Origin of the sequence: Pseudomonas sp. WS 5412 (assembly GCF_012985615.1) — a bacterium.
In the GTDB taxonomy this organism is placed as follows: domain Bacteria; phylum Pseudomonadota; class Gammaproteobacteria; order Pseudomonadales; family Pseudomonadaceae; genus Aquipseudomonas; species Aquipseudomonas shahriarae.
The window spans coordinates 62672-85554 of record NZ_JAARMB010000020.1; the positions used below are offsets into that span (position 1 = coordinate 62672).

General features: G+C 61.8%; 17 protein-coding genes. 2 read left to right on the forward strand and 15 right to left on the reverse strand.

Going from position 1 to position 22883, the window contains the following annotated elements:
- Window positions 1-30 precede the first annotated feature (30 nt).
- On the reverse strand, window positions 31-2880 hold the full coding sequence (gcvP, locus tag HBR94_RS22600) for an aminomethyl-transferring glycine dehydrogenase (RefSeq protein WP_170045569.1): 2850 nt from the start codon (window positions 2878-2880) through the stop codon (window positions 31-33).
- A gap of 10 nt (window positions 2881-2890) precedes the next feature.
- Entirely contained in the window at window positions 2891-3274 is a 384-nt protein-coding gene (gene gcvH, locus HBR94_RS22605; RefSeq protein WP_057440003.1) for a glycine cleavage system protein GcvH, read from the reverse strand.
- Between the two features lie 334 nt (window positions 3275-3608).
- Between gcvH and HBR94_RS22610 the strand changes: the two genes are divergently transcribed.
- A complete protein-coding gene (locus HBR94_RS22610) occupies window positions 3609-8288 on the forward strand; it encodes a hypothetical protein (protein ID WP_170045570.1) in 4680 nt (1559 codons plus the stop codon).
- On the opposite strand, the gene HBR94_RS22615 is transcribed toward HBR94_RS22610, so the two are convergent.
- From HBR94_RS22615 to arcD (HBR94_RS22640), 6 genes are all read right to left on the reverse strand, one after another.
- Window positions 8289-9797 carry a sigma-54-dependent transcriptional regulator gene (locus tag HBR94_RS22615; RefSeq protein WP_170045571.1) on the reverse strand — a complete coding sequence of 503 codons (1509 nt, stop codon included), beginning with the start codon at window positions 9795-9797 and terminating at the stop codon, window positions 8289-8291.
- A 199-nt stretch (window positions 9798-9996) separates the two neighbouring features.
- Window positions 9997-10359, reverse strand: a complete 363-nt coding sequence (locus HBR94_RS22620; RefSeq protein ID WP_057440000.1) for a DUF5064 family protein — start codon at window positions 10357-10359, stop codon at window positions 9997-9999.
- Between the two features lie 61 nt (window positions 10360-10420).
- Complete coding sequence (gene arcC / locus HBR94_RS22625; protein ID WP_170045572.1) at window positions 10421-11350, reverse strand: carbamate kinase; 930 nt, start codon at window positions 11348-11350, stop codon at window positions 10421-10423.
- Window positions 11351-11544: 194 nt separating this feature from the next.
- Window positions 11545-12555 carry an ornithine carbamoyltransferase gene (locus tag HBR94_RS22630; RefSeq protein ID WP_029296316.1) on the reverse strand — a complete coding sequence of 337 codons (1011 nt, stop codon included), beginning with the start codon at window positions 12553-12555 and terminating at the stop codon, window positions 11545-11547.
- Between the two features lie 70 nt (window positions 12556-12625).
- Window positions 12626-13882, reverse strand: coding sequence for an arginine deiminase (gene arcA, locus HBR94_RS22635; RefSeq protein ID WP_115128819.1), 1257 nt, complete (start codon window positions 13880-13882; stop codon window positions 12626-12628).
- A gap of 34 nt (window positions 13883-13916) precedes the next feature.
- A complete protein-coding gene (arcD, locus tag HBR94_RS22640; RefSeq protein ID WP_057439997.1) occupies window positions 13917-15344 on the reverse strand; it encodes an arginine-ornithine antiporter in 1428 nt (475 codons plus the stop codon).
- A gap of 441 nt (window positions 15345-15785) precedes the next feature.
- Here arcD (HBR94_RS22640) and arcD (HBR94_RS22645) point away from each other — a divergent pair, with 441 nt between their 5' ends.
- Window positions 15786-17213 (forward strand): arginine-ornithine antiporter, encoded by a 1428-nt coding sequence (gene arcD, locus HBR94_RS22645; protein WP_057439996.1) that lies wholly within the window; start codon window positions 15786-15788, stop codon window positions 17211-17213.
- A 120-nt stretch (window positions 17214-17333) separates the two neighbouring features.
- Here arcD (HBR94_RS22645) and HBR94_RS22650 read toward each other — a convergent pair whose 3' ends face one another.
- From HBR94_RS22650 to HBR94_RS22680, 7 genes are all read right to left on the reverse strand, one after another.
- Window positions 17334-18683, reverse strand: coding sequence for a CoA transferase (locus HBR94_RS22650; protein WP_170045573.1), 1350 nt, complete (start codon window positions 18681-18683; stop codon window positions 17334-17336).
- A gap of 40 nt (window positions 18684-18723) precedes the next feature.
- Window positions 18724-20067 (reverse strand): HAMP domain-containing sensor histidine kinase, encoded by a 1344-nt coding sequence (locus HBR94_RS22655; protein WP_170045574.1) that lies wholly within the window; start codon window positions 20065-20067, stop codon window positions 18724-18726.
- A 64-nt stretch (window positions 20068-20131) separates the two neighbouring features.
- Entirely contained in the window at window positions 20132-20593 is a 462-nt protein-coding gene (locus HBR94_RS22660; protein WP_170045575.1) for an LTXXQ domain protein, read from the reverse strand.
- Between the two features lie 159 nt (window positions 20594-20752).
- On the reverse strand, window positions 20753-21430 hold the full coding sequence (locus HBR94_RS22665) for a response regulator transcription factor (RefSeq protein WP_057960506.1): 678 nt from the start codon (window positions 21428-21430) through the stop codon (window positions 20753-20755).
- A gap of 7 nt (window positions 21431-21437) precedes the next feature.
- Window positions 21438-21845 carry a hypothetical protein gene (locus tag HBR94_RS22670; RefSeq protein ID WP_057439993.1) on the reverse strand — a complete coding sequence of 136 codons (408 nt, stop codon included), beginning with the start codon at window positions 21843-21845 and terminating at the stop codon, window positions 21438-21440.
- Window positions 21846-21951: 106 nt separating this feature from the next.
- On the reverse strand, window positions 21952-22251 hold the full coding sequence (locus HBR94_RS22675; RefSeq protein ID WP_115128815.1) for a YciI family protein: 300 nt from the start codon (window positions 22249-22251) through the stop codon (window positions 21952-21954).
- A 1-nt stretch (window position 22252) separates the two neighbouring features.
- The gene (locus HBR94_RS22680) at window positions 22253-22849 is read right to left on the reverse strand and encodes a septation protein A (protein WP_057960504.1); all 597 of its coding nucleotides are present in this window, start codon (window positions 22847-22849) and stop codon (window positions 22253-22255) included.
- Between the last annotated feature and the right edge of the window lie 34 nt (window positions 22850-22883).

Sequence of the window (22883 nt, forward strand, 5' to 3'; positions counted from 1 at the left end):
TCCTACACTGACTGCGTCTCTTCAGTCAGATCACGCGTAGCTCTCGATCGACGGGCACGCACACACCAGATTGCGATCGCCAAACACGTTGTCGACCCGGCCGACCGGCGGCCAGTACTTGCCTTCGATCAACGACGCTACCGGATACACCGCCTGTTCACGGCTGTACGGGTGGCTCCATTCACCGACGATTTCAGCTGCCGTGTGCGGCGCGTTTTTCAGCGGGTTGTCGTCCTTGTCCAGCGTGCCGTTTTCCACCGCGCGGATTTCCTCGCGGATAGCGATCATGGCGTCGCAGAAGCGGTCCAGTTCTTCCTTGGATTCGCTTTCGGTCGGCTCGATCATCAAGGTGCCGGCCACCGGGAACGACATGGTCGGGGCATGGAAACCAAAGTCGATCAGGCGCTTGGCCACGTCATCCACGCTGATGCCGCTGCTGTCCTTGAGCGGGCGCAGGTCCAGGATGCACTCGTGCGCCACCAGGCCGTTGCTGCCGGTGTACAGCACCGGGTAGTGCTCTTCCAGGCGACGGGAAATGTAGTTGGCATTGAGGATCGCCAGCTGCGAAGCGCGCTTGAGGCCCGCACCGCCCATCATGCTGATGTACATCCAGGTGATCGGCAGGATGCTCGCACTGCCAAATGGCGCCGCGCAGACTGCGCCTTCCTTGCGCTGCATGGCCGCGTGGCCGGGCAGGAATGGCGTGAGGTGCGACTTGACGCCAATCGGGCCAACGCCCGGGCCGCCACCGCCGTGGGGGATGCAGAAGGTCTTGTGCAGGTTCAGGTGCGACACGTCGCCGCCGAACTTGCCCGGGGCGCACAGGCCGACCATGGCGTTCATGTTGGCGCCATCGATATACACCTGGCCGCCGTTGTCATGGATGATCCCGCAGATTTCGCGGATGCCTTCCTCGAACACGCCATGGGTCGACGGGTAGGTGATCATCAGCGCGGCGAGGTGCTCGCGGTGCTCGATGGCCTTGGCGCGCAGGTCTTCGATGTCCACGTTGCCACGGGCATCGCACGCGGTGACGACGACGCGCATGCCGGCCATGTTGGCGGTGGCCGGGTTGGTGCCGTGGGCCGACGAAGGAATCAGGCAGATATCGCGGCGTTCTTCACCACGGCTCTGGTGATAGGCACGGATCGCCAAGAGGCCCGCGTATTCGCCCTGGGAACCGGCGTTCGGCTGCAGGGAGATGGCGTCGTAGCCGGTGGCCGCGCAGAGCATGGCTTCCAGTTCAGTGGTCAGTTGCAGGTAGCCGGCGCTTTGCTCGGCCGGGGCGAACGGGTGCAGGGCCCCGAACTCGGCCCAGGTCACCGGGATCATCTCACTGGCAGCGTTGAGCTTCATGGTGCACGAGCCCAGCGGGATCATGGTGCGGTCCAGCGCCAGGTCCTTGTCGGCCAGCTTGCGCAGGTAGCGCATCAGCTCGGTTTCCGAGTGATAGCGGTTGAACACCGGGTGGCTGAGGATCGGCGATTGGCGCAGCAGCGCGGCCGGCAGAGTGCTGTCGACGCTGGCGGCGAGGGCGGCGAAGTCCGGCAGGGCTTTACCGCCTGCGAACACGCTCCACAGGGTTTCGATATCGGCCTGGGTGGTGGTTTCATCCACCGACAAGCCCAGGCGTGCCGCGTCCACGACGCGCAGGTTGATGCGCTGGGCACGGGCCTGGTCGTGCAGGGCCGCAGTGTTGGCGCCGGTGGCCAGGGTCAGGGTGTCGAAGAACGTCTCTTGTTCAACCTTGAAGCCCAGGGCACCCAGGCCTTTGGCGAGGATTGCGGCCAGGTGATGAATGCGCGTGGCGATCTGCACCAGGCCTTTGGGGCCGTGGTACACCGCGTACATGCTGGCAATGTTGGCCAGCAGTACCTGGGCGGTGCAGATGTTGCTGGTGGCCTTTTCGCGGCGGATATGTTGCTCGCGGGTCTGCATGGCCAGGCGCAGGGCCGGCTTGCCGAAACGGTCTACGGACACACCGACCAGACGCCCCGGCATGTCACGCTTGAACGCGTCCTTGGTGGAGAAGTAAGCGGCGTGCGGGCCACCAAAGCCTAGCGGCACGCCGAAGCGCTGCGCACTGCCGATGGCCACGTCGGCACCGAACTCACCCGGTGGGGTCAGCAGGGTCAGGGCCAGCAGGTCGGCGGCCACGGCCACCAGGGCGTTGGCGGCGTGGAAGCGCTCGGTCAGTGCGCGGTAGTCGAACACATCACCGTTGCTGGCCGGGTATTGCAGCAGTGCGCCGAAGAACGGGCTGACATCCGTCAGTTCACGCTCGTCGCCCACTACCACCTCGATGCCCAGCGGCTCGGCACGGGTGCGCAGCACGTCGAGGGTCTGCGGGTGGCTGTGCACGGAGGCAAAGAACTGGTTGCTGCCCTTGTTCTTGCTCAGACGCTTGCAGAAGGTCATGGCCTCGGCGGCGGCAGTGGCTTCGTCGAGCAGGGATGCGTTGGCGATCGGCAGGCCGGTAAGGTCACTGATCAGGGTCTGGAAGTTCAGCAGCGCTTCCAGGCGGCCTTGGGAGATCTCGGGCTGGTAAGGCGTGTAGGCGGTGTACCAGGCCGGGTTTTCCAGGAGGTTGCGCAGGATCGGCGACGGCGTGTGGCAGTTGTAATAGCCCTGGCCGATGTAGGTCTTGAACAGTTGGTTCTTGGCGGCGATGGCCTTGATCGAGGCCAGTGCATCGGCCTCGCTCAGGCCGTCGCTCAGGCCCAGCACGGCGGTGCCCTTGATGCTTTCCGGGATCACGCTGGCGCTCAAGGCTTCCAGGGAGTCAAAACCCAGGGTCGCGAGCATCTGTTGCTCGTCGTCCTGGCGCGGGCCGATGTGGCGGGCGATAAATTCGTTGGCGGTGCTCAGGTTGATACTCATGGCGCGCTCCTCAAGCTTCAGCGTTGGCTTTGATCAGGCGGTCGTACGCATCCTGATCCAACAGCTTAGCTACTGCATCGGCGTCAGCCGGTTTAAAGCGGAAGAACCAGCCTTCGCCCGTCGGGTCTTCGTTGACCAGTTCCGGGCTTTCGCTGAGCTGGTCGTTGACTTCCAGCACTTCGCCGGTCAGGGGCATGTACACGCCGCTGGCGGCCTTGACCGATTCCACAGTGGAGGCTTCGGCGCCCTGCTCGTAGGCCTGCAGCTCCGGCAGTTGCACGTAAACCACATCACCCAGGGCGTTTTGCGCGAACGCGGTAATACCTACGGTGACGCTGCCGTCAGCTTCGGCACGCAGCCATTCGTGATCTTCAGTAAAACGCAATTCGCTCATGGAAACTCCTCAGGGCCAGAATCGTCTGGTGGGCGGGATTGGAATGGGAGAGTCCTTAGCAAAAATGCGGCCAATATAAAATTATTGTTATTAATCAATTGTTTATGGATATGTGGTGGTGAGTGAGGGGCGCGCGCTGTAGCGAAATCGCTACGGATCGACAGTGGAAAAAAAGCCTATTTGGATCAAAGCCTTGCATGGCGAAGGCGGACCAGGCGTGTATTGAAAACGTTCCGCTGTAGCGTTTTCGATACGGCTGCGCGAGATGTATGTAGCGCACGGGCCGGCAGGGGGCGGCTTATTTTGCCGTTATCCAATGATTAGGACGCGCGGCATGAGCCATTCAATAGCGGCATTTCAGGGCACTTCCCAGCTAAACGCATCCCGCGATTTTCTCCGGCGCCTGTTTGCCCAGCGCCCGACGTTGACGCAAGTGGCCGAGTCCATGGTCCAGGACTGGATCGCCGACGGGTTCGCGGCCTCCCGTTTACGGGCCAACATCACCTGGATCGGCGTGAGGCAGCCCGCTCAAGCCGGCGCTGACAGCTATACCCAGCTCACGACCCTGGGTGATGCCTTGATCAGGCGCTGCATGAGCAGCGAAGTGCTGAACTACGTGGCCGGTCATCACTACTTGTTGGTCAGTTCCATAAGCCATGGCTTCGTGCCGATAACCGATGTGGTGTCGGTCGATGATATTGAGTTCATGCTCAACGCCCTGGCCCCCCAGTTGCTCGCCGGTTTTAACGCAAGGCTGGTGGCCTACTGGAACGCGCCTGCCCCCGGCGATGCAGGGCTTAGTCGCTGGGGCGCAGTCGGCACGCAGTTGCGTGAGTGTCTGCTCAGCGCCCGGCAGACTCCGCCCCTGACACCGCAGCAAGCAAGCGCGCTGCTGGGGCTGGGGGACGGGCCGCAGGAACTGTGGGGCCATCAGGTGGACCGGCAAGCGCTGGGCGGGGCCGATGTGCTGCGGATCTATCAAGTCTATGCCGGCCAGGAGGGGCGGCCCGGCGAGTGGCTGCCTTTGTTGGTCTTGCAGCGTCAGGTCGCGCAGCAACAGGTCAACCTGGTTTATGTTCCCGCGATAAGCCTGCTCAAACTGACTGCGTTGGACGAGTTGGGCAGCCTGCTGCCACGCTACATGAGCCACTACACCCCCGGACTGCTCGTCAATTGGGTGCTCAAGGAGCCGCAAGGTGATGTGTTCGATGCACAGGCCCAGACCTTGCTGGAGCGCCAGTTAAGGGCGTTGCAGCAGCTCAATTGGTCGGCCCTGCCCGGCGTCGACAGCTACAAGCGCCTGTTCAGCCAACTCACCGCACCCGAGGTGTGGTTCGAGGGCGATTACCTCCAGCAGCCCCACGAAGAGCAGTTGCCGCTGTGGTTGCAGGTCGCCAGCGGGGCCGACCGGAACACCTACGGCCAATGGCTGGAGCGTCTGGCACTCCTGCAAAAACGCACGGGCGGTGCATCGTTTCTCGACGGGCTGGAGCCGATTGACGTGTATGCCCGCCAAGCGCTGCAACGCCAGATGCGCCTGGATTTCCCGCAAGAAGCCGCGATCAATCCGGATGATTACCTGCTGACGTTTGAACGCACCCAAGGCGCCACGGTGGGCTGGACGCAGCGCACCACCAAGTCCTTGACCTCATGGTCGTTGGAAAACCCCTTTGCTACCCCCTATGCCAGTGTGCAGATCGCCCATCAGGCGGCGCCGGGGCAGGAGGTTGCCGCGTGGATCAGGCCGGCGTACCTGGAAAAACTGATTGAGACGGTCGATGTGGGGCGGCATTACCCCGCGCTACTCAAGCGGGCGCTGGTGTCGGACCCGGCAGAGTCTGCACGGCGCCGACGCTTGTTTGTCGAGCAGATGGCCTTGCAGCTTCCATTGCGCGCCCTTGAGAACAGCCTGCGCCAACGCAACGGGTTTACCCCGCCCGGCGCAGAGGTGGTGCAAGCCTTGCTGCAGAGCGACCCGCTCAAGCGGGCGGTCGGGAACCAAGTGATCATCGCCCGGCCCTTGGCTTTTCTGACGCATGCCGGGGGAACGGTGCATAAAGCCAGCAACTTGTTTGTCATCGGCCCGCGGGATAACAGCCCGTTGCCCCATATTCTGTACCGGCCTGATCAGGCCGAGGCGCTGCTCCAACAGTTCGCCAGCCGCCAGGCGCTGCTCGACGAGATCACTCGAACGGGCAGTGACCTGCAGGCGGTGGTGCTTGAGCAACTGTCTGAAAGCAGCCGCGCATTGTTTGCCAACGGCGGGTTTTCAAGCCCCCATGTCCAGCGCTTTCTACAGGGGGACGAATACAGCGAGCACGCTGCGGCGAGCCCGGCATTGCTCAGCGACGAGCCAGTACCTGGGGTGTTTCTTGAGACGGTATTTGATGAAAACGCCAGGAGCCTTTGGCAGTCCGCCGAAAAACGCGCCACCTCTATCGAGGCGCTGCGTTGGACGCTGTTCAAGAATAATCTCTGGCAGATCTTCAATGCCCTGCTGCCCCTGCTCAGGGGATCGGTGGCAGTGGCGGGGTGGTTGTCCCAGGTGTATGTCAGCTTTCGCACGGTGCTGGCTTTGCCGGCCGCAGCCAGTCAGGAAGACACCGCCGGTGCCCTGGTCGATTTGCTCGGCAGCCTGGCCGGCCTGCTGTTGAGCCCGGTGGTCAGCCTTGATCAGCGTTTGCGGTTGAGTGAGACCCGGCCACTGTCTACTGGCGCGATCGAAACCACGGCGGTCAGGCATGTCCAGCAGACGCCGTCGACGTTTGCCTGGCAGCGTTCACTGGCCGATGTCACGGGCATGGACTTTTCCTGGGCCAACGCGCGGTTGCGCCTTGATCCCGCGCAACAGGCACAGCTTGAGACCTTCCGCTGGTCCCCAGGGCAGGGCGAGCAGTGGCCGGGAACGCCCACGGTCAGCTCGCCAGACAGCCCTATACGCGGCCGGGTCGCGGTGCGGCGCCCCGGCGGCACGGTCAGCCATGAAGATTACCTGTTAATTGACAGCCAGCTGTATGGGGGCAAGCAGGTGGATGGGCGTTGGCGCATCGTGGACCTGAGAAATCCCCTGCGCGCCGGCCCCTGGCTCAGGAAAGATTCACGCGGGGTGTGGAAAGTCGACCTGGGCCTGCAATTGCTCGGTGGCCATCCCAAGCTGTCGGCTGCCAGCCGCCGCGCCAATATCCAGCGTCAGAACCAGATGTTTGAACATCATTATCAAGAGATGACGGAACGCCTGATGGAGGCTGAAAAAGCTGCGGCGGCCGCTGAAGAGCGCTTTGAACACGCCCACGGCGGCGATCAGCAAAAACTCTTTGATCCATCCCTGCAAGCGCTGCGGGCCAGCTATCTGGCCGCCCTGGAGAAACAAAGCCGGGCGCAGTTCAACCGGCTGGACGCGTTGATCGCAAAAAATGCCAACAAACCCGTGGAGCGGTTCGAGCCGGAAAAGATTCTGCAATTGGAGGACCTTGTCCAGACCCTGCGTGTGCAGATGGTAATGCTGATCGCAAACCGCTCGAACGAGGTGTTTCCCGGTGAGCGTCGCAGCCAGTTGGGTGAACAGCTGGAGCATGAAGACGTAGCCGTTGTTCAGGCTGCGCACCACACGCTCGTCGAGTCGATGCAGACAATTATTGGCTACAACGACCAACTGATCGACTTGAGCATCCTGGAGCGAAACAACTATGCCAGGCTGGCCCAGGTACCCGGGTATGACTCGCGGCCTGAAGCCTTGCTTCCCTCCACACTTGGCACGCCGCTGGACTGGAAGTCGCTGCAGTTGAAGGCATTGGGCGGGGTGATAGTGCGCAGGCCGCCGAAGCCCGAGGAATATGAGGATTTCATCCGGATCGGCTCGTTGGTCGATGAGGCGACCCAATCGGTGCAGTCACAAAAAAACCTGCAGGAGGCAGGCCCCCTGAGTGTGCAACAGCGCATCGACGGCTATGACGCGATTTTGCTCGACTATGACAACACCCAAGCGTCCCTGCGTGAGTACGGCGACATGGATTCCGACCTGCTCTATGAGGGCAGCATCGAGCGCTTGAATCGCATGCTCAACGCCTTGGAGCATGAAGCGCGCGGTTCCCTGGCGGCGCTGCTGCGTGAGCGCGAGCAGACTCCTGCACGCGCGCCCGGGCCCGCGCTTGGCTCTGGCAAGCGCCTGATCCGTGACCGCAAGAGCCGCTATCTGGTGGGCCAGGTTCGGGCGCGTACGCCGCAGATGAACGAGCACATTGTCGATGTCATCAATCCGGTCGATCAGAGTGTGGTGGCGAGCTTTCGGCAGGCACCTGGCAGCGATGAGTTTGAGGCAATCACCCAGGCCAGTACGCCGCCAGTGCGCCCGGTGCGCTCCCTGGAAAGGCTCAGGGACGATGGGCGCAAGCTGCTGGCGCGCCAGTCGACTGTGCTTGAGCAGGCGCGTAACGAAGCGCGCCTCTCCAGCCAGCCCGCCAGCGTCGAGGCCCGATTGTTACGGCATGCCGGGAAAATCAATGGGGTGGCCGATAAGATCCGCAAGGCCCTGGGGCAGGAGCAAAGCCAAACGCAGGAGCCCCTGCTCAAGGAGCTGGGGCAGGCCTCCAGCCGCCTGGCGGAGCACGGCAGGCTGATCCGTATCGAGATGGTCAAGCGCCTGGCGCCTGATGAAGAGGGGATTGCCTACCTCAAGAGCCAGAATGAGGTGCAAATCCTACCGATAGAGGGGCGCATAGCGCTTAAACGGGAGAATGATTTCCTGCAGGAATACCTGGTCAAGGACACTGGCGGCAAGGTATTGGCCTACGCCCATTTTCATTACCGCACACGCGAGGCGGCCAACGCGCCATACAGCGCCGGCCATTTGAAACGGCCGGAACAACGCTTTATGAGCTTTCGCAGCCTGGCCGACAAGACCGACAGCGATGTGATTGCGATCTACTATTCGCGGATCAGCCCAGCCATGGCCCAGCAGCTGTTTTTCAGCGCGACGGGGGCGGTGATCCAGCGTGGACGCAGGGTCCTGTGGTGATCAGGGTTTGCCGGGGATGCCGTATTTGCGCAACCGATGGGCGATAGCGGTGTGAGACGTCTGTAGACGGTTGGCCAACTGACGTGTCGAGGGATAGGTGCTGTAGAGCTTTTCGAGCAGGCTGCGCTCAAAGTCCTCGACGGCCTGCTCCAGGCTGTTCACTTCGCCGTCGCTCTGGCGAGCTACCGCGGTGCCGGCGATATCCAGGTCGCCAATGTCCACCAGGTTGCTTTCGCAAATGGCGGCGGCGCGGAAGATCACGTTCTGCAACTGGCGCACATTACCCGGCCAGCGGTTGCCCAGCAGCGCCGGGTAGGTGCCCGGAGCCAGGCGGCAGACCGGGCGCTGGATCTGCGCGCAGGCCTGCTGCATGAAGTAGCGGGCCAGCAGCAGGATGTCCTGGCCGCGTTCGCGCAGGGGCGGTACTTCCACATTCAGCACATTGAGGCGGTAGAACAGGTCTTCGCGGAAGGTGCCTTCGCTGACCATCTTTTCCAGGTCGCGGTGGGTGGCGCTGAGGATGCGCACATTGACCTTGACCTCGCGGTCGCCGCCGACCCGGCGAAAGCTGCCGTCATTGAGAAAACGCAGCAGCTTGGCCTGCAAGTACGGCGACATCTCGCCGATCTCATCGAGAAACACCGTGCCCTGGTTGGCCAGTTCCATCAGCCCTGGCTTGCCGCCGCGCTGGGCACCGGTAAAGGCGCCGGGGGCGTAGCCGAACAGCTCGCTTTCGGCGAGGTTTTCCGGCAGCGCCGCGCAGTTCAGCGCCAGGAACGGTGAGCTGTGGCGTGCGCTGATGGCATGGCAGGCGCGGGCCACCAGCTCTTTGCCGGTGCCGGTCTCGCCCTGGATCAACAGCGGGGCGTCGAGGGCCGCCACCCGTTGCGCACGGGTCTTGAGGGTGCGGATGGCCACGGACTCGCCCAGCAACGCATCGAAGCCTTCGGCATGGTCATGGTGCAGCGCCGAGAGCCGCTCGCCGATGCGATTGGGTTGGTACAAAGTCAGCAGCGCGCCGGCATCGGTAATCGGCGTGGCATCCAGCAGCAAGGTCTGGCCGTTGACGCTGATCTCGCGCAGGGGCAGGCGAAAGCCATGTTCGAGCAAGGCCTCCAGCAGCGCCGGATCGTCAAACAGCTCGGCGATACTTTCGCCAGCCGGCTCGCGGCCATAGAGGGCGATCAGCGCCGGGTTGGCCAGCAGCACCTTGCCGGCGCTGTCCAGGGCCAGGACCGGGTCGGTCATGGCCGCCAGCAGGGCGTCGAGTTGCAGGTGGCGGCGCTGGCCGGGAAGGATATCCACCACCGTCACCGCCTGTACGCCATGGACGCTGAACAGCGCGTCGCGCAACTCTTCCAGCACCTCCACGCTCAGGGTCGGCGCGTCGATGTAGACGTTGGGCGGGATCATCTCCACCGCATCCAGGTTGAGATTGCGCCCACCGAGCAGGGCCAGGACTTCCTGGGTAATGCCGACGCGGTCGATGAAGCTGACGTGGATACGCATGGGGCGGACTTTGATTCTGCAATGCGGAGGGTGGCCAGTATGCCTGAGCGACGGTGGAGATCAAAAATGTGGGAGTTGGCTTGCCTGCGATAGCCTCATCGAGGTGTGACTGATACATCGAGGTGCCTTCATCGCAGGCAAGCCAGCTCCCACACAAGCTGGCTCCCACATTTGATCTGTTTTGGCCGTGGAGCAGTGGTTATTCCAGGTGTTCAGGCTTGATCGGATCGCCCGGCTTTACATCCAGCTGGTGGCGCACATCCTCGAACATCAAGTCGTACTGTTTATGCATGCCTCCGTTGAGGACCGCGGTTTTCGGCATGCCGTATTTCTGCGCGATGTTCATGGCATGGCGGGCAAAGTCGAAGGCCTGGTCCTTGGGCAGGAAGAATTCTTCCTTGAGCTCTTTGCCCTGCACCGAACCATGCATCTTGAAGAGCATTCCCTTGCCTTCCTTTGGATCCTGGCTGACTTCATAGTCGATGCACAGGTCGTAGCTGTGGTCCTGGGCATTCAAGGCGTGGCGTTCAACATGCAAGTGACCGGGTTCAAAAATGGCCATAGGCGTCTCTCCCTAACAAGGCATTGGAGAAGGGCGGCTGCAACAGCCGCCCGGGGTGTAGTTATAAGTAGGTGATGCCAGGTTTTGCCGTGCTGATACGGGTACCGGCGGTGCCCTGGACGATCGCTTCGATGTCCGAGAGTGAACCGATCACTGCGGTTTTGCCAGTGTTGCGGGCGAACTCGCAGGCGGCCTGGACCTTGGGCCCCATGGAGCCGGCGGCGAAGCCGAGTGTTTCCATGTCGTCGGGGTGGGCCTGGGCGATAGCCTTTTGCGTCGGCTTGCCGAAGTCGATAAAGGCGGCGTTGACGTCGGTGGCGATCACCAGCAGGTCGGCTTCCAGTTGCTGGGCCAGCAGCGAGGAGCACAGGTCTTTGTCGATCACGGCCTCGATGCCCTTGAGCTTGCCGTTCTCGTCATACATGGTCGGGATGCCGCCGCCGCCGGCACAGATCACGATGCTGCTCTTTTCCAGCAGCCACTTGATCGGGCGGATCTCAAAGATACGTTTGGGCCGTGGGCTGGCCACTACCCGGCGGTATTTATCGCCATCGGGGGCAATCGCCCAGCCTTTTTCGGCGGCCAGTTTTTCTGCTTCGACTTTGGAGTAGACCGGGCCGATCGGCTTGGTCGGGTTCTGGAAGGCCGGGTCGTTGGCGTCCACTTCAACCTGGGTCAGCAGGGTGGCGAATGGCACCTCAAAGTCCAGCAGGTTGCCCAGTTCCTGTTCGATGATGTAGCCGATCATGCCTTCGGTTTCGGCACCCAGCACGTCCAGCGGGTAGGGCGAAACCTGGGTGTAGGCGGCGGCTTGCAGGGACAGCAGGCCGACTTGCGGCCCATTGCCGTGGGCGATCACCAACTCGTTGCCGGGATGGATCTTGGCAATCTGTTCGGTGGCGATCCGGATATTGGCGCGTTGGTTGTCCGCAGTCATGGGTTCACCACGGCGGAGCAGGGCGTTACCGCCCAGAGCAACGACGATACGCATAGCGGTTGTCCTTTTAGAGTGCGGCTTTGTGAACACCGGACAAAATGTCGGAGCTGGCTTTATGTGGGAGCTGGCTTGCCTGCGATGGCATCACCTCAATATGCCTGGCAGACCGAGGTGACTGCATCGCGGGCAAGGCCGCATAAAGCCCGCTCCCACATTGACCGTGTTACATCAGTGGGAGCGGTGTTGGATTACAAGTCAGCCAGCGTCGAAACCAGGATCGCCTTGATGGTGTGCATGCGATTTTCCGCTTGCTCGAAGGCGATGCAGGCTGGGGACTCGAACACGTCGTCGGTCACTTCGATGCCGTTGGCCAGGTGCGGATACTGCTCGGCAATCTGTTTGCCGATCTTGGTATCGCTGTTATGGAACGCCGGCAGGCAGTGCATGAACTTGGTGCGTGGGTTGCCGGTGGCTTTCATCAGTTGGGCATTGACCTGGTACGGCAGCAGTTGCTCGATACGCTCGGCCCAGGCTTCCACTGGCTCGCCCATGGAGACCCAGACGTCAGTGTGGATAAAGTCCACGCCCTTGACCGCCGCTTTCGGGTCTTCGGTGAGGGTGATGCGTGCACCGCTTTCTTCCGCGTATTTTTTGCAGCGACCGACCAGGTCATCGTGGGGCCACAGGGCTTTGGGTGCGCAGATGCGTACGTCCATGCCCAGTTTGGCGCCGACCAGTAGCAGCGAGTTGCCCATGTTGTTACGGGCGTCGCCCAGGTAGGCGTAGCTGATGTCGTGGATCGGCTTGTCAGCGTGTTCACGCATGGTCAGCACGTCGGCGATCATCTGGGTTGGGTGGTACTCGTCGGTCAGGCCGTTGAACACCGGTACCCCGGCAAATTTCGCCAGTTCTTCGACGATTTCCTGCTTGAAGCCACGGTATTCGATGGCGTCGTACATGCGCCCGAGTACGCGGGCGGTGTCTTTCATGCTTTCTTTGTGGCCGATCTGCGACGAGTTCGGGTCGATATAGGTGACGTTGGCGCCCTGGTCATAGGCTGCGACTTCGAAGGCACATCGAGTGCGGGTCGAGGTTTTCTCGAAGATCAGCGCGATGTTGTTGCCTTTGAGGTGCTGCTGCTCGGTGCCGGTGTACTTGGCGCGCTTGAGGTCGCGGGACAGGTCCAGCAGGTAGCGCAGCTCGCGCGGGGTGTGGTGTTCCAGGCTCAGCAGGTTACGGTTGTGGATGTTGAACGCCATGATGATTCTCCTTGGATTCGGTAATCGGCCCGGTCGGCATCGGGTAGGTGCCGACCGGGAAGACGGTCGTTTAGTAGTCGATAGGATCGCGGATGATTGGGCAGGTCATGCAGTGGCCACCGCCACGGCCGCGGCCCAGTTCACCGGCACTGATAGTGATGACTTCCACACCGGCCTTGCGCAGCAGGGTGTTGGTGTAGGTGTTGCGGTCGTAACCGATCACCACGCCAGGCTCTACCGCTACCACGTTGTTGCCGTCATCCCACTGTTCGCGTTCGGCGGCGAAGCTGTTGCCGCCGGTTTCCACTACGCGCAGGGTCTTGAGGCCAAGGGCTGCGGCCACGGTGTCGAGGAAGTTGGTTTTCTCCCGTTGGATATCAATGCCGTGGGGCTTGCTTTCGTCAGGGCGCAGGGTGAAAGGAACGATCTGGCTTACCACTTCGGGGAAGACGGTGACCAGGTCGCGGTCGCAGAAGCTGAACACGGTGTCCAGGTGCATCGCGGCGCGGGATTTCGGCAGGCCGGCAACGATGACTTTTTCCACGGCCTTGTTCTTGAACAGGTTGCGCGCCAGTTGGCCGATGGCCTGGTGGGACGAGCGCTCGCCCATACCGATCAAGACCACGCCGTTGCCAATCGGCATCACGTCGCCGCCTTCCAGGGTGGCTGCACCGTGTTGCAGGTCAGGGTCGCCGTACCAGATCTGGAAGTCGGCGTTGGTGAACTCGGGGTGGAACTTGTAGATGGCGGTGGTCAGCAGGGTTTCCTGACGTCGCGCCGGCCAGTACATCGGGTTGAGCGTTACGCCACCGTAGATCCAGCAGGTGGTGTCGCGGGTGAACTGGGTGTTGGGCAGCGGCGGCAGGATAAAGCTTGAGTGGCCGAGGAAGTCGCGGAACATCTCGATGGTCTTGCCACCAAAGCTGCTCGGCAGGTCGTCGGCCGACACGCCACCGATCAGGAACTCGGCGATCTTGCGCGGCTCCAGGCTGCGCAGCCAGGAACCGACTTCATCGGCCAGGCCCAGGCCAACTGTATCGGCAGTGATCTTGCGCTCCAGGATCCAGTCCAGGGCTGCGGGGATGGCAACAATGTCGGTCAGCAGGTTGTGCATTTCCAGCACATCAATATCGCGTTCGCGCATCTTGGTGACGAAGTCGAAATGGTCCCGCTTGGCCTGGGCAACCCAGAGCACGTCATCGAACAACAGTTCGTCGCAATTGTTGGGGGTCAGCCGCTGATGGGCCAGACCTGGGGAACACACCATGACTTTGCGCAGTTTGCCGGCTTCGGAATGTACGCCGTACTTAACTTTTTCCGTGGTCATTACAGATCCTCCAGTGAACATAAAGATTCAGGTGTTACAGAGTCAGGAAGCCGTCGTAGAGCCCATAGGCCGCCACCAGGGCGCCAATGACCACTGCGGCGAAAATCAGCTTCTCGACGTTGGTGAAAATCGGTTTGCCCAGTTCACGCTTGGCCTTGGCGAACAGGATCGCGCCAGGGGCGTAGAGCAGGGCGGACAGCAGCAGGTACTTGGTGCCACCGGCATACAACAGCCAGACCGCGTAGATCAGAGCGACGGCGCCGATAAACAGGTCTTTCTTGCGCTCGGCCAGGGCCGCCTCGTAGGTCTCGCCGCGCACTGCCAGCAGCAGCGCGTAGGCCGCCGACCACAGGTAGGGCACCAGGATCATCGAGGTGGCGAGGTAGATCAGCGACAGGTAGGTACTGGCGGAAAACAGGGTGATCACCAGGAAGACCTGGACCATGGCATTGGTCAGCCACAGGGCGTTGACCGGCACATGGTTGGCGTTTTCCTTACGCAGGAACTCCGGCATGGTGTGGTCTTTGGCAGCGGCGAACATGATCTCTGCACACAGCAGCACCCACGACAGCAGCGCACCCAGCAGCGAGATGATCAAGCCGACGCTGATCAGCACCGCGCCCCAGTGGCCGACCACATGCTCCAGCACGGCCGCCATCGACGGGTTCTGCAGCTTGGCCAGTTCCGGTTGGGTCATGATGCCCAGGGACAGCACGTTCACCAGCATCAGGAACAGCAGCACGGTGATAAAGCCGATAACGGTGGCCTTGCCCACGTCCGAGCGTTTTTCGGCACGGGACGAGAAGATGCTCGCGCCTTCGATACCGATAAATACCCAGACGGTGACCAGCATCATGTTGCGCACCTGGTTCATCACGCTGCCCAGGTCGGGGTTTTTCAGGCCCCAGATATCAGCGGTGAAGATGTCCAGCTTGAACGCGAACAGCGCGATCAATACAAACAGCACCAGCGGTACGATCTTGGCGACGGTGGTCACCAGGTTGATAAACGCCGCCTCCTTGATCCCGCGCAATACCAGAAAATGCACGGCCCACAACAGCACCGAGGCGCCGATCACTGCCGCCGGGGTGTTGCCTTCGCCGAAGATGGGGAAGAAGTAGCCCAGGGTGCTGAACAGCAACACGAAGTAGCCGACGTTGCCCAGCCAGGCACTGATCCAGTAGCCCCAGGCTGACGAGAAACCCATGTAGTCGCCAAAACCGGCCTTGGCGTAGGCGTACACGCCGCCGTCCAGGTCAGGTTTGCGATTGGCCAGGGTCTGGAATACAAAGGCCAGGGTCAACATACCCACGGCAGTGATAACCCAACCAATCAACACCGCACCGACATCGGCGCTGGCGGCCATGTTCTGTGGCAACGAGAAGATCCCGCCGCCAATCATTGAGCCCACAACAAGAGCAACAAGGGCGCCTAATCGAAGTTTTCCGGGAGATTCAGACATTGCGTGACTCCAATGCAGGAGAAGAGAGACCACAGAATAAAACTGTGCGCTATTCAAATAGCTGACTTAGATCACTTCATTGGCACATTCCATTGTGAATTAAAGACTTATGAATAAATGCTACAGGCGTATAATTGCCCGGATATGCTCATTTCAGAGCATCTCTCCGTTCGGGTTAATCCTTTTGTGCGCAAGACGTGGACGCTTGAAGCTAGCCCGTTTTCGCAGATGTGCAAACTTTTTCAGAGGCTTTGCCAAATACCTCCCATGGATAAAAGACAAGCCGTATTTAAATTCTAAATTTACCTAAACTCGACTAATTGAAATGTCATTAAGTTATGAGGCGAGCAGTTTTATTCGCTATAGCTAATAAACATTGATTGATTTCGATAAATTAGCTGAGTGCAGCGCTCAATAACTGTTTTATCTGCAGGAGTTTCTATGTCGCAACCGGCACAAAAGCTGCGTCTCAGTGCCCTGGTGGCATTGGTGGTGGGCTCGATGATTGGCGGCGGAATCTTCTCGTTGCCACAGAACATGGCTGCGCGGGCCGAGGTGGGGGCGATCCTGATCGGTTGGGGGATCACTGCCATTGGCATGTTGACCCTCGCGTTCGTGTTCCAGACCCTGGCCAACCGCAAGCCCAACCTCGACTCCGGGGTGTATGCCTATGCCAAGGCGGGGTTTGGCGACTACATGGGCTTCTCGTCTGCCTGGGGCTACTGGATCAGCGCCTGGATGGGCAACGTCGGCTATTTCGTGTTGCTGTTCAGCACCCTGGGCTATTTTTTTCCGGTGTTCGGCCAGGGCAACACGCCGGTGGCGATCGGTTGCGCGTCGTTGCTGCTGTGGGCTGTGCATTTTCTGGTGATGCGCGGGATCAAGGAGGCAGCGTTTATCAACCAGGTCACCACCGTGGCCAAGATCGTACCGCTGCTGATGTTTATCGTGATCGCCGCCGTGGCCTTCAAGGCGGATGTATTCACCCGGGATATCTGGGGCCTGGGCAACCCGCAGTTCGGTGGGGTGATGGACCAGGTGCGCAATATGATGCTGGTCACCGTGTTTGTGTTTATCGGTATCGAAGGGGCCAGTGTTTACTCGGCGCGCGCGGAAAAACGCTCGGACGTGGGCCGCGCCACGGTGATCGGGTTTGTCGGAGTGCTGGCCCTGCTGGTGCTGGTCAACGTGCTGTCCCTGGGGATCATGAGCCAGCCCGAGTTGGCCAATTTGCAGAACCCCTCACTGGCGGGCGTGCTGGAACATATCGTCGGCCCCTGGGGCGCAATGTTGATCAGCATCGGCCTGGCGGTGTCGCTGCTGGGGGCGTTGCTGTCATGGGCCTTGCTGTGTGCCGAGATTCTCTACGCCACTGCCCATGACAAGACCATGCCGGCCTTCCTGAAAAAGGAAAATGCCAACCGCGTGCCGGTCAATGCGTTGTGGCTGACCAATGTGATGATCCAGCTGTTCCTGGTGATCACGCTGTTTTCGGCCAGCACTTACACCACGTTGATCTACCTGGCGTCGTCGATGATCCTCGTGCCGTATTTATGGTCGGCGGCCTATGCCGTGTTGTTGTGCGGGCGCGGAGAAACCTACGAAGAAGCCCATGGCCAGCGGCTCAAGGACCTGCTGGTCGGCGTGATTGCCCTGGGCTATGCGGTGTGGCTGCTGTATGCCGGGGGCTTGAAATACCTGCTGCTGTCGGCGTTGCTGTATGCACCTGGGGTGATTCTGTTTGCCCAGGCCAAGCGCGAGCAGGGCCAGCCGCTGTTTACCTTGCTGGAAAAGGGGATTTTCAGTTGCGTGATTGCCGGGGCGAGCCTGGCGGCGTATGGGTTGTATAGCGGGGTGCTGACCCTGTGAGCATGACGCTTGGTTGATTGTGCTGGGGAGGGCCTTATCGCGGGCAAGCCCGCTCCCGCAGTTGATCGTGTACCCGGTCAACTGTGGGAGCCGGGCTTGCCCGCGATGACCATTTCAAGGTCACCACCGTGCCCGATGCGCGCCCAATTCCCCAGCCGGCAAATCCCACTGCAGCGGTGTCCCGGCAAGAGTGACCGGCGCCAGCAACCGATGCGCCGCCCCCCAGGCCGTCTGCTCCACCAGCAGCCCCTGATCACCCGGTTCTTCTTCACGCAGCGCTGGCTGCTTCACGTCTTGTCCCGCCTCGATCAACAATTTCGCCGTACGCGCCAGCGACAGCCGGGCCGACCCCCCATGCCCGCTGCTTAAACGCTCGGCCAAGGCCCGTATCGCACTGGCCGCCATCAGGTAACCGGTGGCATGGTCCAGCGCCTGCACCGGCAGCGGCACGGGTTTATCCGCCTGCTTCCATTGCATGCCGGCGTGGGCGATGCCGCTGCTCATCTGCACCAGGCTGTCGAAGCCCCGGCGATTGCGCCACGGGCCGCTCCAGCCGTAGGCGTTGAGGCTGACGTCGATCAGGCCGGGGGCGAGTTGCTGCAGTGCGCTCGCGTTGTAACCCAGTTGCTCTAGTGCATCGGCCCGATAACCGTGAAACAGAATGTCGGCATCCTTGAGCAAACCTTCGAACAATTGCCGGTCGTCGGTGTTTTTAAGGTCCAGGCGCGCGCAGCGTTTGCCCAGGGTCATTTCCGGCACGACCCCTGGTTCGTTCCAGGTGGGGGAGTCGATGCGTAATACGTCGGCGCCAAGCCCTGCGAGAAAACGGCTGGCCACAGGACCGGCCAGAACGCGGGTCAGGTCCAGTACCTTGACCCCCGCCAACGGGCGCGCCACGTTGCCCAGCCAGGTGGTGTTGCCGGCTGCCTCGAAGCGCTCCCATGCCACCAACGGTTCCTGATTGACCGCCAACCCTTGGGGATGAGCCTGCCACTGCTGCCAGGTGCGCATCTGCGCGGCGCAGCCGGCCTCATCGACAATCGCCTGCTCAAGCTCGGCGGCGTTGCAGGAGGCGACCTTGAGCGCCATCGCCGCCCGATCCGCGACCTGCCCCAGTACACGCTCGGCAGCTGCGCGGTGGTGGGGGGCGTTGGTGTGCAGACGAATCCAGCCGTCAGCGCAGGCGTAGTCGCCGGCAATCGGATCCCACAGCGGCGGTACGCTCCAGCCCAGTGGGCGCAGGGAGCTGGAGAACCAGAAGGAGGCTAGGCGCGGGTCGACGCAGACCAGGGGCAGACGCCCGGTTTGTTGTTCCAGCAGCCGGGCTATGGCCTGACCTGCAGCCCCGATGCTGGCGCAGGCCAGCTCGGTGACAGCGAAGGTTGACGGCAGGGCGCCGGCTTCAGTGGTCGCCAGCGGCGTGGGCGGCAGATCGAGTGCACGCTGGATCGAGGTGAGCAGATCAGTCATCAAAGGCCCTCCATAAGAGAGGGGCCATCATAGAAGATCTTCAGGGGTGTGCTGCAATCCCCGGCTGCAAGGGCAAGTCCAGGGTGGCGATAAATCCGCCCTCCGGGTGATTGGCCAGGCTCAAGCTGCCGCCATGACGTTCGGCGGCCCGGCGGGCGATGGCCAGGCCCAGCCCATGACCTTGGGCGGTTTGCCCGGGGGCGCGGTAAAACGGCTCGCCCAGTTTTTGCAGGTGTTCGGCCTCCACGCCCGGGCCGTGGTCGCGCACGCTGATCACAATGCGTTCGCCTTGGCGCTGGGCCTGGACTTCAATCGGCTGGGTGGGAGGGTTGAAGCGCTGGGCATTACGCAACAGGTTGTCCAGCGCCCGCTCGATCATATGGGGCCAGCCCTTGAGTTGCAGCGCCGGCTCGGCGTGCAGTTGCACCTGCTGCTCCGGGGCGCCGAGTTGGGCGTCCTTTTGCAGGGTCTTGAGCAGGGCGTTGAGGTCGATGTCTTCGGCGCTGGCGTTGTCGGCGTCGACCCGCGCCAGCACCAGGATCTCGCTGATCAAGGCTTCCAGGCGATCACATTCCAGGGTCAGGCGCGGCCAGAGCTTCTCCCGGGCTTCGGGCGTGGCGCGTTCCGCCAGGGCCAGGGCGATCCGCAGGCGCGCCAGGGGCGAGCGCAGTTCGTGGGACACATCGCGCAGCAATTGCCGCTGGCTGCCGATCAGGCTTTGCAGGCGAGCGCCCATGCGGTTGAAGTCGGTGGCCAGTACGCCAAATTCATCACGTCGGTCGGCCAGGCGCGCCAGGCTGTTTTGCTGGTACGTGGTCTGGCCCAGCTCATGCACTGCACCGCGCAGACGGCTGAGGGGGCGAGTGATGGACAGGGTCACCAGAAGGCTGAACAGGGTCAGCACCACCAACGCAATCGCCAGGGCACTCAAGGGCCAGAGCAGGCTGCTGCGGTGCCAGGCATCCAGTTCCGGCAGGGCGATGCGGTAGATCAGCAGGTAGGTATCGCCGGTTTTTTCACTGGTGTACTCGGCCGTCAGGCGGCGCCACGGTAGCCGGCCCTCATGGCTCTCATGCTGGCGGGCTTCGAAGGCGGCGGCGCGGCGCGGGAAGGTGCCACGCACCACCGGGTCGCCGCTCTCGTTGAGCACCTGCACATCGACGTGGTACTGGCGTTTGCGCTGTTGCAACAAATCCTGGGCGGCGTCCTCGCCCTGGGTTTCATAACGCTGGGTCCATTCTTCGGCCAGGTTGTTGAGGCCGGGATGGCGGCTGAGAATCCAGGCGTCCTGGTTGAGCATATGCCCAAGCAGGATCGACAGCCCGGCAACCAGGGCGATAGCCAGCCAGAAACTGGCAAGGATGCGCCAGAAGAGTGAACGCACAGGAAACCCTCAAACAGGAAAAGCCCAGCGGCACGGGCCACTGGGCTGGGAGGTTGCTAACGCATTATTGCGCTTTTTGCGGTTGTTGCGCTTTCCAGGCCTGGAACTGCTGCCACTCGGCTTGACGCTCGGCGCGCTTCTTCGCCATTTCGTCGAACTTCTTCTGCTGGTCAGGCTTGAGCAGGGCGCGGATATCCGCCTGGGTTTTCTGCTTGGCGGCGGCCATTTCGTCCTTCATGGCCTTCTGGTCAGCGGCCGGGAGTTTGTCCAGGTACTTCTTGACCAGTTGTTGGCGGCCTTCCCGTTGTTCGCCCATCAGTTTGCCGATCTGCTGGCGCTGCTCGCGGGTCAGGTCCAGTTGGCTGAACGGGCCGCCTTTGCCGCGCATGCCGTGTTCACCGCCGTGGCCCGTGCCACCCATCATGTGGCCTTCAGGGCCGCCCATCGGGCCATGGCCTTCTGGCATGGCCATGGCGACGGTCGGCAGGGCTGCGGCGAACATCAGAGCGATAAGGGTCTTGCGCATGGTGTTTCTCCTTGTCTCGGTTCCGGTGAGTCCGGATGTGAGTAGATTACGAAGATCAAGGTCAGCGGCGGTCAGGGAAGGGTAAAGCTTGGGTAAAGACGGATTGGGTGGGGGCTTACAAACCTGTAGGTGCCGGCTTGCCGGCTCCTGCAGGGGATGTCAGAGGCTGTAGTAGTAGCCACGGCTGCGCAATGCAACGATCCGCGGGCGGCCGTCGGCATGCGGGCCGATTTTCTTGCGCAGGTTGCTGACGTGCATGTCCAGGCTGCGGTCATACAAGGTCAGCTTGCGCCCCAGGGCGATCTGCGCCAGCTCCTGCTTGTCCAGGGGCTCGCCCGGCTGGCGCAGCAAGGCTTCCAGCAGGCGGCTTTCGGACAGGGTGAGGGTCAGTTCCTGATGGTCGATGATCACCACACCACGCACCGGGCTGAAGCACAGGTCGCCCAGTTCCAGCTGGGTCGACACCGCCGTCGGGTGGCTGCGGCGCAGTACCGCCCGCAGGCGGGCGGTCAGTTCGCGGGGGTCGCAGGGCTTGGCCAGGTAGTCATCGGCACCCAGTTCCAGGCCGAGGATCCGGTCCAGGGGCTCGCCCCGGGCCGAGAGCATCAGTACCGGCAACTCCGGGTGGTCGGCGCGCAATTGCTTGAGCAACTCCAGGCCGCTGCCGTCGGGCAGCATCACATCCAGCACCACCGCCGCCGGCGCGGCTTCGGCCAGGGCTTTGCGCGCGCTCACGCCGTCATGGCAAGCGCGCACCTGGAAACCTTCCTGGCTCAACCAACTGGTCAGCAGCTCACAAAGCTCCTGGTCATCATCTATCAGTAACAGCTCGCTCATGACTCACTCAATTTAGCCATTGTCGACGGCGCCGATGCCCGCCACTGGCGAAGATACCGCACAGCAGGGCGACCAGCGCAACTCCCGCACCAATCACAAACCACTGCTGCTGGTCAGTGAGCCAGCGTGGCAGGGCGCCACCTTGTGCTTCCTTGAGTTGCTGGGCCAGGCGCTGATTGTCCTGGCGCAGCCGGCTCAGTTGCGCACTCTCGCGGGCAGCATCGGCAGTCTGCAATTGTTTGCTCAGCTCTTCGCGCAGGCGTTCGCTTTCTTTCAAGCGTTGCTGCAACTCGGTGATCTGGCTGCCGGCACTCAAGGACAGGGGCGTGGAACTGCCGGTGTTCGAGGTTTCTTCAGCCTGGGCCGTAGCCCCGATCGTTAACACTGCCAACAGACACAACTGACGTAAGCGCATCGGAACTCCTGATTCCACACGAATATTCAGAACGTTGTCGGCAGGTTACCGAGAATAATGAGCGATTAGGCGTTTGCCGAGCCCAATAGGTTCAGCACCACCTCGATCAGGGCAGGACTTGTTTGAACGGTTTGACCACGACATCGGCATAGGCGCCGGCCGCCACATACGGGTCGGCCTTGGCCCAGGCCTGGGCATCGGCCAGGGAGGCGAACTCGGCGATGATCAGGCTGCCGGTGAAGCCAGCGTCCCCCGGATCATTGCTGTCGACCGCCGGGTGCGGGCCGGCGATCACCAAGCGCCCCTCGGCCTGCAGCGCCTTGAGGCGGTCCACGTGGGCCGGGCGAACGGACAGGCGTTTTTCCAGGGAGTTGGCGACGTCGGTGGCGATGATGGCGTAGAGCATGTCAGTCCTCGGTTTTTGGCGTGGTGGGGTCGGTGTCATGCAGATGGCGCGACAGGTAGATACCCTGGGCAACCAGGAACACCACGGTCATGCCCAGGCTGCCGAACACCTTGAAGTCGACCCAGTAGCTCTGGAAGGTAAAGGCCACGAACAGGTTGGCCGCGCCACAGAACAGGAAAAACCCGATCCAGGCGATATTCAGGCGGGTCCAGATCGGCTCCGGCAGGCTCAGGGCGTGGCCCATGATCCGCTTGATCAGCAGGCGATCACCAATGAAGTGGCTACCGATAAAGGCCAGGGCAAACAGCCAGTTGACCACCGGGGCTTTCCATTTCAGGAAGGTCTCGCTGTGGAAGGCCAGGGTCAGGCCGCCAAAGACCAGGCAGGCGATCAGGGTCAGCCACTGGCTTTTTTCCAGCTTGCGCTGGGAGATGAAGATCGCGCCGTAGACCACCAGGGAGCTGATGATCAGCACCGCCGTGGCGCTGTAGATGCCGCCGAACGACAGCTCATGGCCGCCGATATCAAGGACCCGTGGATCGGTTTTGAAAACGATGAAGAACAGCAACAGCGGGATGAAGTCGATGAATTGTTTCACAGTAAGAGCCAGAAGCTGGATGTGGCGGCATAAT

What these genes read in the sequence shown, in the direction of transcription:
- gcvP (WP_170045569.1), bottom strand. Translation starts at nt 2,880, where the DNA reads ATGAGTATCAACCTGAGCACCGCCAACGAATTTATCGCCCGCCACATC.
- gcvH (WP_057440003.1), bottom strand. Translation starts at nt 3,274, where the DNA reads ATGAGCGAATTGCGTTTTACTGAAGATCACGAATGGCTGCGTGCCGAA.
- HBR94_RS22610 (WP_170045570.1), top strand. Translation starts at nt 3,609, where the DNA reads ATGAGCCATTCAATAGCGGCATTTCAGGGCACTTCCCAGCTAAACGCA.
- HBR94_RS22615 (WP_170045571.1), bottom strand. Translation starts at nt 9,797, where the DNA reads ATGCGTATCCACGTCAGCTTCATCGACCGCGTCGGCATTACCCAGGAA.
- HBR94_RS22620 (WP_057440000.1), bottom strand. Translation starts at nt 10,359, where the DNA reads ATGGCCATTTTTGAACCCGGTCACTTGCATGTTGAACGCCACGCCTTG.
- arcC (WP_170045572.1), bottom strand. Translation starts at nt 11,350, where the DNA reads ATGCGTATCGTCGTTGCTCTGGGCGGTAACGCCCTGCTCCGCCGTGGT.
- HBR94_RS22630 (WP_029296316.1), bottom strand. Translation starts at nt 12,555, where the DNA reads ATGGCGTTCAACATCCACAACCGTAACCTGCTGAGCCTGGAACACCAC.
- arcA (WP_115128819.1), bottom strand. Translation starts at nt 13,882, where the DNA reads ATGACCACGGAAAAAGTTAAGTACGGCGTACATTCCGAAGCCGGCAAA.
- arcD (WP_057439997.1), bottom strand. Translation starts at nt 15,344, where the DNA reads ATGTCTGAATCTCCCGGAAAACTTCGATTAGGCGCCCTTGTTGCTCTT.
- arcD (WP_057439996.1), top strand. Translation starts at nt 15,786, where the DNA reads ATGTCGCAACCGGCACAAAAGCTGCGTCTCAGTGCCCTGGTGGCATTG.
- HBR94_RS22650 (WP_170045573.1), bottom strand. Translation starts at nt 18,683, where the DNA reads ATGACTGATCTGCTCACCTCGATCCAGCGTGCACTCGATCTGCCGCCC.
- HBR94_RS22660 (WP_170045575.1), bottom strand. Translation starts at nt 20,593, where the DNA reads ATGCGCAAGACCCTTATCGCTCTGATGTTCGCCGCAGCCCTGCCGACC.
- HBR94_RS22665 (WP_057960506.1), bottom strand. Translation starts at nt 21,430, where the DNA reads ATGAGCGAGCTGTTACTGATAGATGATGACCAGGAGCTTTGTGAGCTG.
- HBR94_RS22670 (WP_057439993.1), bottom strand. Translation starts at nt 21,845, where the DNA reads ATGCGCTTACGTCAGTTGTGTCTGTTGGCAGTGTTAACGATCGGGGCT.
- HBR94_RS22675 (WP_115128815.1), bottom strand. Translation starts at nt 22,251, where the DNA reads ATGCTCTACGCCATCATCGCCACCGACGTCGCCAACTCCCTGGAAAAA.